Origin of the sequence: Rhizobacter sp., from assembly GCF_032229685.1 — a bacterium.
Lineage (GTDB): Bacteria > Pseudomonadota > Gammaproteobacteria > Burkholderiales > Burkholderiaceae_C > LMDS01.
In genome coordinates this window covers 67594-83008 of the sequence record NZ_JAVTWP010000001.1, presented here as the reverse complement: position 1 = coordinate 83008, position 15415 = coordinate 67594, and the positions used below count along the sequence as shown (strand labels likewise).

The following is a 15415-nucleotide window of genomic DNA, read 5'->3' as shown; positions in this document are numbered from 1 at the left end:
CCTCAAGGGCTGTCGGGAAGGTCGAGCTCGGGGTAACGGCGGAAGATGCCCTGCTCGTTGAACGGCAGGCGCCGCTCGCTGCGCAGGTAGGCCGCCACCTTCGGCAGGGCGGCGACGCGCGCGTGCAGTTGCAGGACGGTGGGCGTGCGGGCCAGCGCCTTTTCCGCGGCCTTCGGGAAGGCGTAGCGCAGCCCTTCGACCAGCTGGAACAGCGACAGGTCGGCGTAACTCAGCTTGCCCGCCACCAGGTGCCGCGCACCCGCCGGGTTGTTCACGAGGATGCGCTCGAACCACTGCAGGTACTTGGGCATGCGGGCGCGGCAGAACTCGGCCGCGCGGCGCAGCGCTTCGGGCCTCTGGTCTTCGTAGTACAGCTCATGCCCCACCGGGTGATGCGTGTCGTGGGCCTCGCTCACCATGTCGGCGATCGTCAGCTGGATTTGCTGCGTCCACACGCGCGACTGTTCGCTGCGCGCCACCAGCTTCAGCGCCGGCGCCAGGTGGTGCAGGATGGCGGCGGTCTGGCCGACCACCAGGTTGCCGTCTTTCAAATACGGCGGGGCGAACGGCGGGTGCACCGACGCCGGGTCTTTCAGGCCTTGCAGCATGGCCGGCAGGCCGCGGCCCGCGCTCTCGGGGCCGCGTGCCACGTCGACGTAAGGCGCGCCGGCGGCTTCGAGCGCGAGCCGCACGAATTCGCCGCGGCCCTGGATGCCCGGCCAGTAGTGGAGTTCGTAGGCCATCGGCCGACTGTACCTGCGGGCGGCCCCTCAGCGCGGGCTTGAACCGCGGTGAAAGACAGTTCACCCCGTTCGCCTCGCTGCGCCGTTCAACCGGATGTCATCACCCACCACCGGAGCCCCTCATGCCCAACCGCCGCCACTTTCTTGCCGTGACAGCTGCTGCTGCCGCCGCGTTCGCCGCCACCCCGAGCCTGGCCGTCGGCAGCCTCGTCGATGTCGACATCGTCGACCGCAGCCAGAACGAGCTCTTGCCCGTCTACCAGCAACGCGGCACCGCCTGGGTCGCCGGCCGGCCGGGCAGCCGCTACGCCGTGCGCCTGAGCAACCGCAGCCCCGCGCGCGTGATGGTGGTGCTCTCGGTCGACGGCATCAACGCCGTCAGCGGCGAAACCGCCGGGCTCGGGCAGGTGGGCTACGTGCTCGCGCCCTGGCAGTCGACCGAGATCACCGGCTGGCGCAAGAGCCTGACCGAAGCCGCGGCCTTCTACTTCACCGCCTTGCCCGACTCGTATGCGGCGCGCACCGACCGGCCCGACAACGTGGGCGTGATCGGCGTGGCGGTGTTCCGCGAGCGCCAGCGTGAGCCGGAACTTTCGCGGCGCTCCTACGACAACGCCGAACCCGGCCCGTCACAGAACGCCGACCGCGCGCGTGGCGCCGCCGAGTCGTCGGCCCCTTCGCCTGCGCCGGCCGCGAAAGCCGCCGCCAGCCCGCGCGAAGAACGCCTGGGCACCGGCCACGGCGAACGCGAGTACATGCCGACTTCGCACACCCATTTCGAGCGCGCCAGCGACCGGCCGAACGAAGTGGTGCGCCTGCGCTACGACAGCCGCGAGCGTTTGCTGGCGCTCGGCGTGATCCAGCCGCGCCGCGCGCCGTGGGTGCCCGAGCCGTTCCCGAGCTTCGTGCCCGATCCGAAGGGCTGAGGTTTATGCTGGCGCCTGTGAATCCGTGCACCCTCTTCAGAATCCAGGCGCACGCCAACCGGCTCGCCAACCGCCGACTGCACGCCGCGCTGGCCAGCCTCACGCGCGGCGATTTCCACGCTTCGCGCACCGGCTTTTTCCCGAGCCTTGCCGCCACGCTCAACCACGTTCTCGCGGTCGATCTTTACTACGTCGGCGCCTTGCACGGCGAAACCGGCCTGCCCGAAAAGTACGAACAGTTCACCGCGGCCGACGACGTCCCGACCCTGGCCGAGCGCCAACGCGTCTGCGACGAACGCCTGATCGTTTTCTGCGATCGCCTCGACGCAGCCGCCTGTGATACCGAGGTGGCGATGGACCGGGGCGAAGGCAAGGTCCAACGTGACCTGGCCGGCCACGTGCTGTCGCACCTGTTCATGCACCAGACGCACCACCGTGGTCAGGCGCACGCCATGCTGTCGGGCACGGCGGCGCAGCCCCCGCAACTGGACGAATTCCTGATGCCGAGCGACGCGCCGTTCCGGGTGGCCGACATGGCGGCATTGGGGTGGGACGAGGCGGCTGTCTACGGGCGGTGAGGCGCCGCCGCCGAGCCCGAGGATCGCCGCGGTGCGTACACTTCTGCAAACGACCCGCCGGCGCGCAGCATGACCACCCAGCTCAAAGAACTTCTCGACAGCAACCGCCTCTGGGCCGCCAAGACCGAAGCGCGCTCGCCGGGCTTCTTCACCGGCCTGCTGCAGCAGCAGGCGCCACAGTACATGTGGATCGGCTGTGCCGACAGCCGCGTGCCGGCCAACGAGCTGGTCGACCTGCTGCCGGGTGAGCTTTTCGTGCACCGCAACGTGGCCAACGTGGTGGTGCATTCCGACCTGAACTGCCTGTCGGTGATCCAGTTCGCGACCGATCTTCTAAAGGTCAAGCACATCATCATCGTCGGCCATTCCGGCTGCGGTGGTGTGCGCGCCGCGCTCGAAGACATGCGCGTCGGCCTGGCCGACAACTGGATCCGCCACGTGCAGGACGTGCGCAACCGCCACCAGCCCTGGCTCGACACGGTGACGCCGGAGCGGCGAGTCGACGCGCTCTGCGAGCTCAACGTGATCGAGCAGGCGCGCAATGCCTGCCAGACCACGATCGTGCAAGACGCCTGGGCGCGTGGCCAGGAGTTGGTGGTGCACGGCTGGTACTACGGCCTGTACAACGGCCTGCTGCAAGACCTGGACATCACGGTGGCCGGCCCGGCCCAGATGAGCGACGCCTTCGAGCGCGCCGTGGCGGGTGTGCACGCGCGCTACGCCAACCCATGAACCAGGCGGCGTTCCCGAGCGCGCTGACCGACCCGCGCGCCTTCGAGATCGCGCAGGCCATGCTCGATGGCTTCGACCGCCACTACACACTCTTCCGCCAGGCCAGCGCCGAAGCTCAGCAACGCTTCGAGGCCGCCGACTGGCACGGCCAGCAACGTGCCCAGCGCGAGCGCATCGAGTTTTACGACCTGCGGGTCGAAGAAGCGTCTTCCTACCTGCAGCGCACCTACCGCGCCGCCGAGCTGCCGAAAGACGTGTGGCAGCAGGTCAAGCTGCACTACATCGGCCTGCTGACCGACCACCACCAGCCCGAACTCGCCGAGACCTTCTTCAACTCGGTGACGACCAAGATCCTGCACCGCAGCTACTTCCACAACGACTTCATCTTCGTGCGGCCGGCGGTCTCGACCGAGTACATCGAGAACGACGAACCGGCCTCGCTGCCGACCTACCGCGCCTACTACCCCACCAAGGCGACGATGCGCGAGACCTGGCTGCGCATCGTCAGCAACTTCCAGCTGCAGCGCGAGTTCGAAGACCTGGGGCGTGACGTCGACTGCGTGCTCGACGCGGTGGCGGCACAGCTCGGCGAGTACCGCGTGCGCGCCAACTTCCAGGTGCAGGTGCTGAGCTCGCTGTTCTTTCGCAACAAGGGCGCCTACGTCGTCGGCAAGATCATCAACGGCTTCAACGAGACGCCGTTCGCGCTGCCGATCCTGCACAACGACAACGCCCGGCTCGTGATCGACACGGTGCTGTTCGGCGAAGACGACCTGCTGCTGCTGTTCAGCTTTGCCCGCGCCTACTTCATGGTGGCGATGGAAGTGCCTTCGGCCTACGTGCAGTTCTTGCGCTCGATGATGCCGCGCAAGCCGCGCAGCGAGCTCTACAACGCGCTCGGCCTCGCCAAGCAGGGCAAGAACGCCTTCTACCGCGACTTTCTGTACCACCTCAAACACTCGAGCGACCGCTTTCGCATCGCGCCCGGCATCAAGGGCATGGTGATGCTGGTGTTCGACCTGCCGAGCTACCCCTACGTGTTCAAGGTGATCAAGGACTTCTATCCGCTGCAGAAGGAAACCACGCGCGAGACCATCAAGAGCAAGTACCTGCTCGTGAAGCAGCACGACCGCGTGGGCCGCATGGCCGACACGCTCGAGTACAGCAACGTGGCCTTTCCGCGCGCCCGCTTCGACGACGAGCTGGTGGCCGAGCTGAAGCACTACTGCCCGAGCCTGCTCGAAGAAGACGGTGACGCCCTGGTGCTGCGCCACCTCTACATCGAGCGCCGCATGATCCCGCTCAACATCTACCTGCAGGAAGCGTCGCTCTCGCAGATCGAAGGCGTGGTGATCGAGTACGGCAACGCCATCAAGGACCTGGTGCGCGCCAACATCTTCCCCGGCGACATGCTGTGGAAGAACTTCGGCGTCACGCGCCACGGCAAGGTCGTGTTCTACGACTACGACGAGATCGAATACCTGACCGACTGCAACTTCCGCAAGGTGCCCGCGCCGCGCACCGAAGAAGAAGAGATGTCGGGCGAGGTCTGGTACAAGGTCGGCCCGCGCGACGTGTTCCCCGAAACCTTCGGCCCCTTTCTGCTGGGCAACCCGGGCGTGCGCAGCGTGTTCATGAAACACCACGCCGACCTGCTCGAAGCCTCGTTCTGGCAAGGCCACAAGGAGCAGATCCTCGCCGGCTACGTGCACGACGTGTTCCCCTACGACGCGCACAAGCGCTTTCGCCACGACGCGCCGCCGCCCTGACGATGGCCCGCGTTGCCCCGATCGACCTGCTGCGCGGCGTGGCGATCCTGCTGGTGCTGTTGCTGCACTATTCGCTGACCTACCGCTTGAGCCGGAGCCCACTGGCCGACTGGTTCGGCGCTGACGCGGTGCGCACCGTGGTCAACAACGGCAACTACGGCGTGACCATGTTCTTCGTGGTGTCGGGCTACCTGATCACCTCGAACACGCTGCGCCGCCACGGTTCGCTCGGCGCCATCGACGTGCGCTCGTTCTACGTGATGCGGGCGGCACGCATCCTGCCGCCGCTCTTGCTGGCAATCACGATCATCGTCACGCTCGGGCTGATCGGCGTGCCGATCTTCGGCAACAGCGACGGCGGCAAGAACCTGCCGGCGTCGTATTACTTTCTGGCGGTGGGTTCGGTGTTGACCTTCACGCACAACCTGCTGATGCAATCGGTCGGTTACTTCAACTACTGCCTGAACATCTACTGGTCGCTCTCGGTGGAAGAGATGTTCTACCTCGCGTTCCCGTTGTTGTGCGTGCTGGCGCGGCGGCGGTCGTTGATCGTCGCGATGTGCCTGTGTGCGATTGCCATCGGCCCGATCTACCGCCACGGGCATGCCGACGACGAGTTGTATTTCATGTACGGCTACGCGGCCTGCTTCGATGCGATCGCTTTCGGCTGCCTGGCCGCGCTGCTCGCGTCGGTCAAGAGGCCGCCTGCCCTGGCTGCGCGCTGGGGCAGCGTTGCCGCGTCGGTGGCGCTCGCGGCGAGTTACATCACCGGCATCCACGGCCACGAAGCTTTCGGTTTCACGGCGGTGGCGGCGTCATCGGCCGTGCTCGTGTGGTGCGCGAGTGCCAGCACCGGCGCCGGCTGGGCCGACGCGCGTGCCTTCGCACCGCTGCGGTGGGCCGGGCGCCACAGCTACGAGCTGTACCTGTTCCACATCATCGTGCTGGCCGCGATGCGCGAGTTGGTGCCACGCGGGCAGATGGCCGTTGACTGGAAACTGCCCGGCCTGCTGCTCTTCATTGCCACCTCGGCCGCCGTGGCGGCGCTGGTGGCGCGATACTTCTCGGAACCGATCAACGCCGCCCTGCGCGCGCGTTTCGACACGGCCCGTGCCCCGACCCGCGGCGCGCGCCCTGTTTCCACGGCCTGAAGCCGGACCTGCGGGCAGAAGAAAAGGACTTGCCATGAGCGACCCCATCGTCATCGTTTCTGCCGCCCGCACGCCGATCGGCGGCTTGCTGGGTGACTTCAGTGCACTCGCGGCTCACCAGCTCGGTGCCGTCGCGATCAAGGCGGCCGTCGAACGCGCCGGCATCACGGGTGATGCCGTCAACGAAGCGCTGATGGGCAACTGCCTGATGGCCGGCCAGGGCCAGGCGCCCGCCCGCCAGGCGGTGCTCGGTGCCGGCCTGCCGCAGTCGGTGGGGGCGGTCACACTGTCGAAGATGTGCGGCTCGGGCATGCGCGCCATGATGTTCGCGCACGACATGCTGGCCAGCGAGAGCGCCGAGGTGATCGTGGCCGGTGGCATGGAAAGCATGACGAACGCGCCGCACCTCACGGCCATGCGCAAGGGCGTGAAGTACGGCGCCACGGCGCTCTACGACCACATGGCGATCGACGGCCTGGAGGACGCCTACGAGAAGCTGCCGAACGGCGGCGGCAAGGCGATGGGCGTGTTCGCCGAAGAGTGCGTGGCCCGCTACAAGTTCTCGCGCGAGCAGATGGACAGCTTCGCGGTCTCGTCGACGCAACGCTCGAAGCTCGCCAATGAAGACGGCAGCTTCGACTGGGAAATGGCGCCGGTCACGCTGCCCGGCAAGGCCGGCAGCAACACCGTCGTCAAGTTCGACGAGCAGCCCTTCAAGGCCAAGCTCGACAAGATCCCCGGCCTGAAGGCCGCGTTCATCAAGGACGGCACGATCACCGCCGCCACCTCGTCGAGCATTTCCGACGGCGCCGCCGCACTCGTGATGATGCGTGCGAGCACCGCCGCCCGCCTCGGTTGTAAGCCCGTTGCGCGCATCCACGCCCACGCGGTGCACGCGCAGGCGCCGAACCTGTTCGCCACCGCCCCGGTCGGCGCGATCGAGAAGGTGTTGAAGAGGTCGGGCTGGGCCGCGAAAGACGTCGACCTGTGGGAAGTGAACGAAGCTTTCGCCGCCGTCACGCTCGCCGCGATGACCGAGTTCAAGCTGCCGCACGAGATTGTCAACGTGCATGGCGGTGCGGTGGCGCTCGGCCACCCGATCGGCGCGAGCGGTGCGCGCATCGTCGTCACGCTGCTGGGTGCGCTGCGCAAGCGTGGCTTGAAGAAGGGCGTGGCCGCGCTGTGCATCGGCGGCGGTGAAGCCACCGCGATGGCCATCGAACTGCTCTGAGCCGCGCCCCATGCAACTGAGCGAAGACCACCGCGCGGTGCAGGACGCCGTGCGCGCCTACGTGCAAGACCACATCGCGCCGCAAGCCGCCGCCTGGGACAAGAGCCATCACTTTCCGAAGGCCGAACTGCGCGGCCTGGCCGAGCTCGGCTGCTACGGTGTGGCCGTGCCCACCGAGTGGGACGGCGCCGGGCTCGACTACCTGGCGCTTTCGATCATCCTCGAAGAGATCGCCGCTGGCGACGGTGCGACCTCGACGGTGGTGAGCGTCAACAACTGCCCGGTGTGTTCGATCTTGATGGCCTGGGCCAGCGACGCGCAGAAAGCGCAGTGGTTGAAGCCGCTGGCGCGTGGCGAGATGCTCGGCGCGTTCTGCCTGACCGAACCGCACGTCGGCTCGCAGGCCGATGGCTTGAAGACGACCGCCGTGAAAGACGGCGACCACTACGTGCTGAACGGAGTCAAGCAGTTCATCACCAGCGGCAAGAACGGTGATGTGGCCATCGTGATGGCCGTGACCGACAAGGCGGCGGGAAAGAAAGGCATCAGCGCGTTCATCGTGCCGACGGCCACGCCCGGCTACACGGTCGCGCGTATCGAAGACAAGATGGGCCAGCACGCCAGCGACACGGCGCAGATCCTGTTCGAGAACTGCCGCGTGCCGGCCGCGAACCTGCTGGGCGTTGAAGGGCAGGGGCTGAAGATCGCGCTCTCGGGGCTGGAAGGCGGGCGCATCGGCATCGCTTCGCAAAGTGTCGGCATGGCGCGCGCGGCGTTCGAGGCGGCCTTGCATTACTCGAAAGAGCGCGTCGCGTTCGGCAAGCCGATCTTCGAGCACCAGGCGCTGCAGTTTCGCCTCGGCGAGATGGCGACGCAGATCGAAGCCGCGCGCCAGCTGATCCACCACGCCGCGAGCCTGAAAGACGCCGGCGTGCCGTGCCTGAAAGAAGCGGCCATGGCCAAGCTCTTCGCCAGCGAGATGGCAGAACAAGTGTGCAGTGCGGCGATCCAGGTGTTCGGGGGTTATGGCTACGTGAGCGACTTTCCGGTGGAGCGCATCTACCGTGACGTGCGCGTGTGCCAGATCTACGAAGGGACAAGCGACGTGCAGAAGATTCTGATCGGGAGGGCCCTCGCATGAAGCCCGTCCGCGCGCTGGTGTTCGACATCTTCGGCACTGTGGTCGACTGGCGCGGCTCGATCATCCGCGAGGTGCAGGCCGCCTGGCCGCACGTCGACGCGCCGGCGTTCGCCGACGCCTGGCGCGCCGGCTACGTGCCGGCGATGCAGCGCGCCCGCAGCGGTGCGATCGCGTGGGCGAACATCGACGCCCTGCACCGCGTCATCCTCGACGAGATTCGCCCGCGCTTCGGCCTGGGCGGGCTGAGCGAGGCCGAACTCGTCGACCTGAACCTCGTCTGGCACCGGCTGGCGCCGTGGCCCGACAGCGTGGCCGGCCTGCAGCGGTTGAAGGCGAAACACGTGATCGCCACGCTGTCGAACGGCAATGTCGCGCTGCTGGTCGACATGGCCAAGAATGCCGGCCTGCCCTGGGACTGCGTGCTCTCGGCCGAACTCTTCCAGCACTACAAGCCCGATCCCGAGGTCTACCAGGGCGCGGCGCGGCTGCTGGGCGTCGAGCGCGACGAACTGCTGATGGTCGCGGCGCACCCGAGCGACCTGGTCGGTGCGCAGCGCGCCGGCCTGCGCACGGCCTACGTGCCGCGCCCGCTCGAACGTGGCGCCGGCGTGCCGATGGAGCCGGTGGGCGACGCGATGTTCGACATCACCGCCGCCGACTTCCACGCGCTGGCCGACCGCCTCGGCGCCTGACGACCTGCCGATGAACGAGGCCGCCGCCCGCGACGTCGTGCTCGTCCAGGCCTTCGAGACCGCGCGGCCTGCCGCGCCCACGTGGGGCGACGACGACCGGGCCTGGGCCACACGGCTGGCGATCGCCGACGGCGCGGGCAGCGATGCCGCGGGCTTCATCGCGCGCCGCGCCCACCACGCCATGCAGCGCCTGGGCCCGCGCGAGCCGGCGGCCGCCCGTTGGATGGCCGGGCACGGAGGCGGCTCGCGCTGGCTCGCCGGCGCGGTGATCGTGGGCTTCGTGGCCGGTGTGGCCATCGACCAGGTCGGCAGCGGCCAGCGCATCAACCTGCTCGCACCGCCGATGTGGGGCGTGATCGTGTGGAACCTCCTGGTCTACGTGCTGCTCGTCGGTGCGCTGCTGGCGCGCGTCTTCATGCGGCCGGCGCGTGCCGGTGGGCTGGTGCGGTTGACGCAGTCGTTGATGCGCGGCCGCGTGGGCACACCCGGCGGCGGGGCGAGCGGCGCGCCGCTGGGCGCGTTCGCCGCCGAGTGGTTGCGCGTGAGCGCCCCGCTCTCGATGCAACGCGCCGCCACCTTGCTGCATGCCGCGGCCGCAGCGCTCGCGCTCGGGCTGATCGCCGGGCTCTACGCACGTGGCCTCGTGTTCGACTACCGCGTCGTGTGGGAGACGAGCTTCCCGGGCTGGGTCGACGCGCGCGCACTGCTCAGTGCGGTGCTGGCGCCGGCGATGGCGCTGTCGGGCATCGCCTTGCCCGATGCGGCGGCGTTCGAAGCGATGCGCAGCGTGCCAGGCGCCGCAGTGGTCGGTGCACCGGCCGCACCGTGGATCCACCTGTTCGCGCTGACATTGCTGCTCTTCGTGGTGTTGCCGCGCACGGTGCTCGCACTGCTCGGTGCAGCCAGCGCGCGCTGGCGTGCCGCCCGCATGGTGCTGCCGCTGCAGCAGCCGTACTTCCAGGCGCTGGCGCGCGCTGCGCGCGGCGACGTGGCGCAAGTGCTGGTCGCGCCGTATGCGAGCACACCCGCCCCTTCGTCGCTCGCAACGCTGCAGACACTGTTCGCGCGTGCGCTCGGCGACACCACGCAGCTCGAGGTGGCGCCCACCGCCGCGTTCGGCGCCGAAGACGCTGCCGGCGCGCCGGTGCCCGTGCCGGCCGGTGTCAGCGTGGTGGCGGCCTTGTTCGATCTGTCGGCCACGCCCGAGGCGGAGCACCAAGGGCGCTTCGCGCGCCGGCTGGCCCTGCACGGCGCCACGCTGCTGCTGATCGACGAGACCACGTTCGCGCAGCGCTTCCGGGCCGACCCCGCCCGGCTGACGCAGCGCCGCGACGCATGGCGCGCGCTGGCTGGCACGATGGGCACGGTGCCGGTGTTCTTCGACGGCGGCTCGGCAGACGACGGCGTGGTGCGCGCCATCGAAGCGGCGACGCTGCAGCCGGTCGAGGTGGCTGCTCAAGAGAAATCAGCATGACCGGCACGGTCTCGCTCTCGCTCGTCTCGCACACCAACGCGGGCAAGACCACGCTGGCGCGCACGCTCCTCGGCCGCGACGTGGGCACGGTGCGTGACGCGCCGCACGTGACCGAATTCGCCGACGTGTTCACGATGATCGAGACGCCCGAAGGTGACCGCCTGCAGCTGTGGGACACCCCCGGCTTCGGCGACAGCGTGCGGCTGGCGCGGCGGCTGCGCGAGAGTGGCAACCCGGTCGGCTGGTTTCTCGGCAGCGTGTGGGACCGCTGGCGCGACCGGCCCTTCTGGGCCAGCCAGCAGGCGCTGCGCAACGTGCGCGACGAGGCCGATGTGATGCTCTACCTCGTCAACGCGTCTGAATCGCCCGAAGCGGCGGGTTACGTCAAGCCCGAGATGGAAATTCTCGGCTGGGTCGGCAAGCCGGTGATCGTGTTGCTCAACCAGCTCGGCGCACCTCGCGAGGCGGCGCTGGAAGAAAACGAGCTGATGCGCTGGCGCGCGCATCTGCAGCCCTTTGCGCCGGTGCGCGCGGTGCTGGCGCTCGACGCTTTCGCGCGCTGCTGGGTGCAGGAGCTGACGCTGCTGCGTGCGATCGAATCGGTGCTCGCGGGCGATGCGCTGGCCCGCATGCAGCGGCTGCGGGCCGCCTGGCAAGTGCGCCGCGAGGAAACCTTCGGGGCGTCGATGCACGCGCTGGCCGCGAGCCTGGCGCGCATCGCACTCACGCGCGAAGAAGTGCCTGATGCGGCGGGGCTCGGCGCGAAGCTGCGTGGCGTGGGCTCGGCGGTTGCGAGGCGCATCGGTCTGGGCGCCGGCGACGAGACACCCACCACACTGGCCCAGAAGGCGCTGGCGCAGCGGCTCGACGACGAACTGCGCGAGAACACGCTGGCGTTGACCCACCTGCACGGGCTCGACGGCGACGCCCACGGCGAGATCCTCACACGCCTGGCCACGCACTACGAATTGCGCCTGCGCATGGACGAGACCCAGGCGGCCGTGTGGGGCGGCATGGTGACGGGGGCGCTCGTCGGCCTGAAGGCCGACGTGCTCAGCGGTGGCCTGACGCTCGGCGGTGGCCTGCTCGCCGGTGGGCTGCTGGGCGCGCTGGGCGCAGCGGGCCTCGCGCGTTGCGTGAACCTGGTGCGTGGCACCGACCGGTCCTGGGTCACCTGGAACGCCGAGGCGCTCGGGCAGATGGTCGAAGCCGCCTTGCTGCGCTACCTGGCGGTCGCGCATTTCGGGCGCGGCCGTGGCGACTGGGCGCAAGGCGAATCGCCGCCGCACTGGAAAGACGTGATCGCGCGCGCGCTGGCGCCCGAGCGCGAGGCGCTGGCGCTGGTCTGGGCCGAGCGGGGCGAGGGCGCAGAGCCCGAGCCGATGGCCGCGGCGCTGCAGCCGATGCTGGAGCGCGCCGCCCGCTCGGCGCTGCAAGAGCTCTATCCCGGCGCGCTGCAGCCTGCGTAAACACCAGTTCGGCCCGGCGCGGGCTTGCAGTAATCTGGCCCGATGAGCGGCAGCCCGATCCATTTCTACTTCGACTTCTCGTCGCCGTATTCCTACATCGCGTCCGAGTGGGTGGAGGCGCTCGCCGCGCGCCACGGCCGCACGGTGCAATGGAACGCGATGCTGCTCGGTGCGACCTTCCAGGTCACCGAGATCAAGAGCCCGGTCTCGTACCCGTTGAAGCGCGAATACTCGCTGCGCGACTTCGAGCGCTCGGCGCGTTTTGCCGGTGTGCCGCTGAAGATGCCCGAGAAGTTCCCGATCGCCACGCAGAACGCGGCGCGCATCTTCTGGTGGCTGCACGACAGCGAAGGCGCGGCCAGTGCAGTGGCCTGGGCGCGCCACGGCCTGCGGGCCTTGTTCGCGCGGGGTGTCGACCTGTCCGACAACGCGGCGCTGCTCGCGCTCTGCAGCGAATTCGGCCTCGACCCGGCCGCTGCCGAAGCGGCCTGGAACGACCCGCAGCGCAAGGCGCGGCTGAAAGCCGTGAACGACGCGGCGATTGCGGCCGGCGTGTTCGGTGCGCCGTTTTTCATCATCGACGGCGAGCCGTTCTGGGGCAACGACCGGCGCGCGCAGATTGAACGCTGGCTGGAAAAAGGGCCGTTCTGAGGCCCTAGTCGCGCCGCGACCGTTGCCGGAAAGCGCTCGGCGATTCGCCGGTCCAGTGCCGGAAAGCGCGCGCAAAGCTCTTTTCGCTGGCGAAGCCGACCGCGGCCGCAACCTGCTTGATGGGGCGCGCGCTGCGGCAGAGTTGCTCGATGGCCAGCTCGCGCCGCACCTCGTCTTTCAGCGCCTGCAACGAAGCGCCTTCCTCCTGCAACTGGCGGTGCAGCGTTCGCACCGACACATGCAGCGCGCGCGCCAGCGCTTCGGCGTTGCCGGTGTCTTCGGGCCGGTGGCGCAGCAGCGTGCGCACCTGCTGAACCAGCAGGCGGTCGCGGCGGTACTGCAACACGATCAGCGGCAGCGCGCGCTTGAGCATCGTCTGCAGGGCGCGTTCGTCGCGCCGCAGCGGCAGCGCCAGATACCGCGCGTCGAAGCTGAAGCCCGCGTGCTCGGCGTCGAAGTGCAGCGGCCCGCGGAACATCAGCGGGTAGGCCTCGTGATGTGGTGGTGCGCTGTAGGGGAACTCGGCCCGGAGCAGGGGGATGCGCGAGTCGATCGCCCAGCAGGCGTAACCGTGCAGGTTGCGCAGGGTGGTCACCACGCAGAATTCGCGCATCGCGCCGAGCGGGCGGTGCTCGGCCAGGCGCAGCCGCGCGGTCGGGCCCTCGAGCGACAGGCTCATGTGGATGTCGTCGGTGAGCAGCCGGTGGTGGCGGCACCAGCGCTTGATGGCGACCCCCAGGTTCGGCGCGGTGATCGAGGCGCGCGCCAGCATGCCGTAGCTGCCCCAGGGCAGCCTGCGTGAAAACGAACCGAGGGCTTCGTCGTCGAGCTCTTGCATCGCGGTGCCGGAGATCAATTCCATCTGCGCTGCCGTGACGCGCGCGCCCGGCCGGTGCAGCTGGGCGGGCGTGATCCGCGCCTGTTTCAAGGCCGCGGCCGGGTCGACGCCGTAGCGTTCGTAGGTGCGCACGATCGCCTGGATGAACGCCATCGGCGTGGCGGCGGGATAAGTGGTCTCGGGTGGCTGCTGCATGGGCGCGGCAGAGTGTGGCTGTGGCTGGCACGATTTGCAACCAGTCTGACTGCCTGTGCGCTGGCGGGCCGCGTACATTGCAAGAGGTTTCGACCGGCCGGGCGGCCCTGTCGGTGAAGACCGCCTCACGCTGGCGGTGCTCACTGCCTAGAATGAATCGGGACCCTGAACAACACAACGCCGTGCGCTTTCTGCGCCTCGGCACCTGGGAGACACGATGCCTGTCCTGGCCTCGAAGCTGAACGCTCGTACCGAAGACTTCAAGGTGAACGCGGCCGCGATGCGCGTGCTCGTCGACGACCTGAATGCCCAACTCGCGCAGGTGGCGCTCGGCGGTGGCGAGGGCCCGCGCGCGAAGCACCTGGCACGCGGCAAGCTGCTGCCACGCGACCGCGTCGAGATGCTGCTCGACCCCGACACGCCTTTCCTCGAGGTGGCGCCGCTCGCCGCGCAAGGCATGTACAAGGGCGACGCGCCCGGCGCCGGCCTGATCGCCGGCATCGGCCGCGTCAGCGGCGTCGACTGCATGATCGTCTGCAACGACGCCACCGTGAAAGGCGGCACCTACTACCCCATGACGGTGAAGAAGCACCTGCGCGCGCAAGAGATCGCGGCGCAGAACCGGCTGCCCTGCATCTACCTCGTCGACAGCGGCGGTGCCAACCTGCCGAACCAGGACGACGTGTTCCCCGACCGCGAGCACTTCGGCCGCATCTTCTTCAACCAGGCCAACATGAGCGCGCAGGGCATTCCGCAGATCGCGGTCGTGATGGGCTCGTGCACGGCGGGCGGCGCCTACATGCCGGCGATGAGCGACGAGTCGATCATCGTGAAGAACCAGGGCACGATCTTCCTGGCCGGGCCACCGCTGGTGAAGGCCGCCATCGGCGAGATCGTCAGCGCCGAAGAACTCGGTGGCGGTGACGTGCACACGCGCCTGTCGGGTGTGGCCGACCACCTGGCGCAGAACGACACGCACGCGCTGGCGATCGCCCGCGCCTCGGTGGCCAACCTGAACTGGCGCAAGGAACACGCCCAGCGGCTGGTGCCGCCGCGCTCGCCGCTGTTCGACGCCGAAGAACTGCACGGCGTGATCCCGGTCGACACCAAGAAGCCCTACGACGTGCACGAGATCATCGCGCGCATCGTCGACGCGTCAGAGTTCGACGAGTTCAAGGCGCGCTACGGCACCACGCTGGTCACCGGCTTCGCGCACATCGAAGGCATGCCGGTCGGCATCATCGCCAACAACGGCGTGCTGTTCAGCGAGTCGGCCTTGAAGTGCGCGCACTTCATCGAGCTGTGCTGCCAGCGCAAGATCCCGCTCGTGTTCCTGCAGAACATCACCGGTTACATGGTCGGCAAGAAGTACGAGGCCGAGGGCATCGCCAAGCACGGCGCGAAGATGGTCACGGCCGTGGCCACGGCCACCGTGCCGAAGTTCACCGTGATCATCGGCGGCAGCTTCGGCGCCGGCAACTACGGCATGTGCGGGCGTGCGTATTCGCCGCGTTTTCTGTGGATGTGGCCGAACGCGCGCATCAGCGTGATGGGCGGCGAGCAGGCCGCGGCCGTGCTCGCCACCGTGAAGCGCGACGGCATCGAAGCCAAGGGCGGCGCCTGGAGCAAGGACGAAGAAGCGGCATTCAAGCAACCCATCCTCGACCAGTTCGGCGTGCAGGCGCACCCGTACTTCTCTTCGGCCCGCATCTGGGACGACGGCGTGATCGACCCGGCCGACACGCGGCGCGTGCTCGCGCTGGCGCTGTCGGCGAGCCTGAATGCGCCGATCCCCGAGCCGAAGTTCGGCGTGTTCCGCATGTGA

Annotated in this window: 14 protein-coding genes; 12 read left to right on the top strand and 2 right to left on the bottom strand. The window is 68.7% G+C overall.

The window, feature by feature from the left end:
- Nucleotides 1-2: 2 nt before the first annotated feature.
- Nucleotides 3-743 (bottom strand): glutathione S-transferase, encoded by a 741-nt coding sequence (locus AC30PD_RS00380; protein ID WP_489533645.1) that lies wholly within the window; start codon nucleotides 741-743, stop codon nucleotides 3-5.
- A 122-nt stretch (nucleotides 744-865) separates the two neighbouring features.
- Between AC30PD_RS00380 and AC30PD_RS00375 the strand changes: the two genes are divergently transcribed.
- The 11 genes from AC30PD_RS00375 to AC30PD_RS00325 all read left to right on the top strand — a co-directional run bounded on the left by AC30PD_RS00375 (nucleotide 866) and on the right by AC30PD_RS00325 (nucleotide 12557).
- Nucleotides 866-1669: a hypothetical protein gene (locus tag AC30PD_RS00375; protein ID WP_489533644.1), complete on the top strand. Its 804-nt coding sequence runs from the start codon at nucleotides 866-868 to the stop codon at nucleotides 1667-1669.
- Nucleotides 1670-1686: 17 nt separating this feature from the next.
- Nucleotides 1687-2247 carry a DinB family protein gene (locus tag AC30PD_RS00370; protein ID WP_489533643.1) on the top strand — a complete coding sequence of 187 codons (561 nt, stop codon included), beginning with the start codon at nucleotides 1687-1689 and terminating at the stop codon, nucleotides 2245-2247.
- 69 nt (nucleotides 2248-2316) lie between these two features.
- The gene (gene can, locus AC30PD_RS00365) at nucleotides 2317-2979 is read left to right on the top strand and encodes a carbonate dehydratase (protein WP_489533642.1); all 663 of its coding nucleotides are present in this window, start codon (nucleotides 2317-2319) and stop codon (nucleotides 2977-2979) included.
- Entirely contained in the window at nucleotides 2976-4748 is a 1773-nt protein-coding gene (gene aceK, locus AC30PD_RS00360) for a bifunctional isocitrate dehydrogenase kinase/phosphatase (RefSeq protein ID WP_489533641.1), read from the top strand. The genes can and aceK overlap by 4 nt, the downstream gene beginning before the upstream one ends.
- A 2-nt stretch (nucleotides 4749-4750) precedes the next feature.
- On the top strand, nucleotides 4751-5899 hold the full coding sequence (locus tag AC30PD_RS00355) for an acyltransferase family protein (RefSeq protein ID WP_489533640.1): 1149 nt from the start codon (nucleotides 4751-4753) through the stop codon (nucleotides 5897-5899).
- A 34-nt stretch (nucleotides 5900-5933) separates the two neighbouring features.
- Nucleotides 5934-7130: an acetyl-CoA C-acyltransferase gene (locus AC30PD_RS00350; RefSeq protein WP_489533639.1), complete on the top strand. Its 1197-nt coding sequence runs from the start codon at nucleotides 5934-5936 to the stop codon at nucleotides 7128-7130.
- Between the two features lie 10 nt (nucleotides 7131-7140).
- The gene (locus AC30PD_RS00345; protein ID WP_489533638.1) at nucleotides 7141-8271 is read left to right on the top strand and encodes an acyl-CoA dehydrogenase family protein; all 1131 of its coding nucleotides are present in this window, start codon (nucleotides 7141-7143) and stop codon (nucleotides 8269-8271) included.
- Nucleotides 8268-8963 carry a haloacid dehalogenase type II gene (locus AC30PD_RS00340; RefSeq protein ID WP_489533637.1) on the top strand — a complete coding sequence of 232 codons (696 nt, stop codon included), beginning with the start codon at nucleotides 8268-8270 and terminating at the stop codon, nucleotides 8961-8963. Before AC30PD_RS00345 ends, AC30PD_RS00340 begins: the two co-directional genes overlap by 4 nt.
- 10 nt (nucleotides 8964-8973) lie before the next feature.
- Nucleotides 8974-10437, top strand: a complete 1464-nt coding sequence (locus AC30PD_RS00335; protein WP_489533636.1) for a DUF2868 domain-containing protein — start codon at nucleotides 8974-8976, stop codon at nucleotides 10435-10437.
- Nucleotides 10434-11906 carry a GTPase domain-containing protein gene (locus tag AC30PD_RS00330; protein WP_489533635.1) on the top strand — a complete coding sequence of 491 codons (1473 nt, stop codon included), beginning with the start codon at nucleotides 10434-10436 and terminating at the stop codon, nucleotides 11904-11906. The genes AC30PD_RS00335 and AC30PD_RS00330 overlap by 4 nt, the downstream gene beginning before the upstream one ends.
- Before the next feature lie 42 nt (nucleotides 11907-11948).
- On the top strand, nucleotides 11949-12557 hold the full coding sequence (locus AC30PD_RS00325) for a 2-hydroxychromene-2-carboxylate isomerase (RefSeq protein ID WP_489533634.1): 609 nt from the start codon (nucleotides 11949-11951) through the stop codon (nucleotides 12555-12557).
- 4 nt (nucleotides 12558-12561) lie between these two features.
- Here AC30PD_RS00325 and AC30PD_RS00320 read toward each other — a convergent pair whose 3' ends face one another.
- A complete protein-coding gene (locus AC30PD_RS00320; protein ID WP_489533633.1) occupies nucleotides 12562-13590 on the bottom strand; it encodes an AraC family transcriptional regulator in 1029 nt (342 codons plus the stop codon).
- A gap of 217 nt (nucleotides 13591-13807) precedes the next feature.
- Between AC30PD_RS00320 and AC30PD_RS00315 the strand changes: the two genes are divergently transcribed.
- Nucleotides 13808-15415 carry a carboxyl transferase domain-containing protein gene (locus AC30PD_RS00315; protein WP_489533632.1) on the top strand — a complete coding sequence of 536 codons (1608 nt, stop codon included), beginning with the start codon at nucleotides 13808-13810 and terminating at the stop codon, nucleotides 15413-15415.

Bases quoted from the DNA above. Each gene is read 5' to 3' on its own strand.
- AC30PD_RS00380 (WP_489533645.1), bottom strand. From the start codon at position 743: ATGGCCTACGAACTCCACTACTGGCCGGGCATCCAGGGCCGCGGCGAA.
- AC30PD_RS00375 (WP_489533644.1), top strand. From the start codon at position 866: ATGCCCAACCGCCGCCACTTTCTTGCCGTGACAGCTGCTGCTGCCGCC.
- can (WP_489533642.1), top strand. From the start codon at position 2,317: ATGACCACCCAGCTCAAAGAACTTCTCGACAGCAACCGCCTCTGGGCC.
- aceK (WP_489533641.1), top strand. From the start codon at position 2,976: ATGAACCAGGCGGCGTTCCCGAGCGCGCTGACCGACCCGCGCGCCTTC.
- AC30PD_RS00355 (WP_489533640.1), top strand. From the start codon at position 4,751: ATGGCCCGCGTTGCCCCGATCGACCTGCTGCGCGGCGTGGCGATCCTG.
- AC30PD_RS00350 (WP_489533639.1), top strand. From the start codon at position 5,934: ATGAGCGACCCCATCGTCATCGTTTCTGCCGCCCGCACGCCGATCGGC.
- AC30PD_RS00345 (WP_489533638.1), top strand. From the start codon at position 7,141: ATGCAACTGAGCGAAGACCACCGCGCGGTGCAGGACGCCGTGCGCGCC.
- AC30PD_RS00340 (WP_489533637.1), top strand. From the start codon at position 8,268: ATGAAGCCCGTCCGCGCGCTGGTGTTCGACATCTTCGGCACTGTGGTC.
- AC30PD_RS00335 (WP_489533636.1), top strand. From the start codon at position 8,974: ATGAACGAGGCCGCCGCCCGCGACGTCGTGCTCGTCCAGGCCTTCGAG.
- AC30PD_RS00330 (WP_489533635.1), top strand. From the start codon at position 10,434: ATGACCGGCACGGTCTCGCTCTCGCTCGTCTCGCACACCAACGCGGGC.
- AC30PD_RS00325 (WP_489533634.1), top strand. From the start codon at position 11,949: ATGAGCGGCAGCCCGATCCATTTCTACTTCGACTTCTCGTCGCCGTAT.
- AC30PD_RS00320 (WP_489533633.1), bottom strand. From the start codon at position 13,590: ATGCAGCAGCCACCCGAGACCACTTATCCCGCCGCCACGCCGATGGCG.
- AC30PD_RS00315 (WP_489533632.1), top strand. From the start codon at position 13,808: ATGCCTGTCCTGGCCTCGAAGCTGAACGCTCGTACCGAAGACTTCAAG.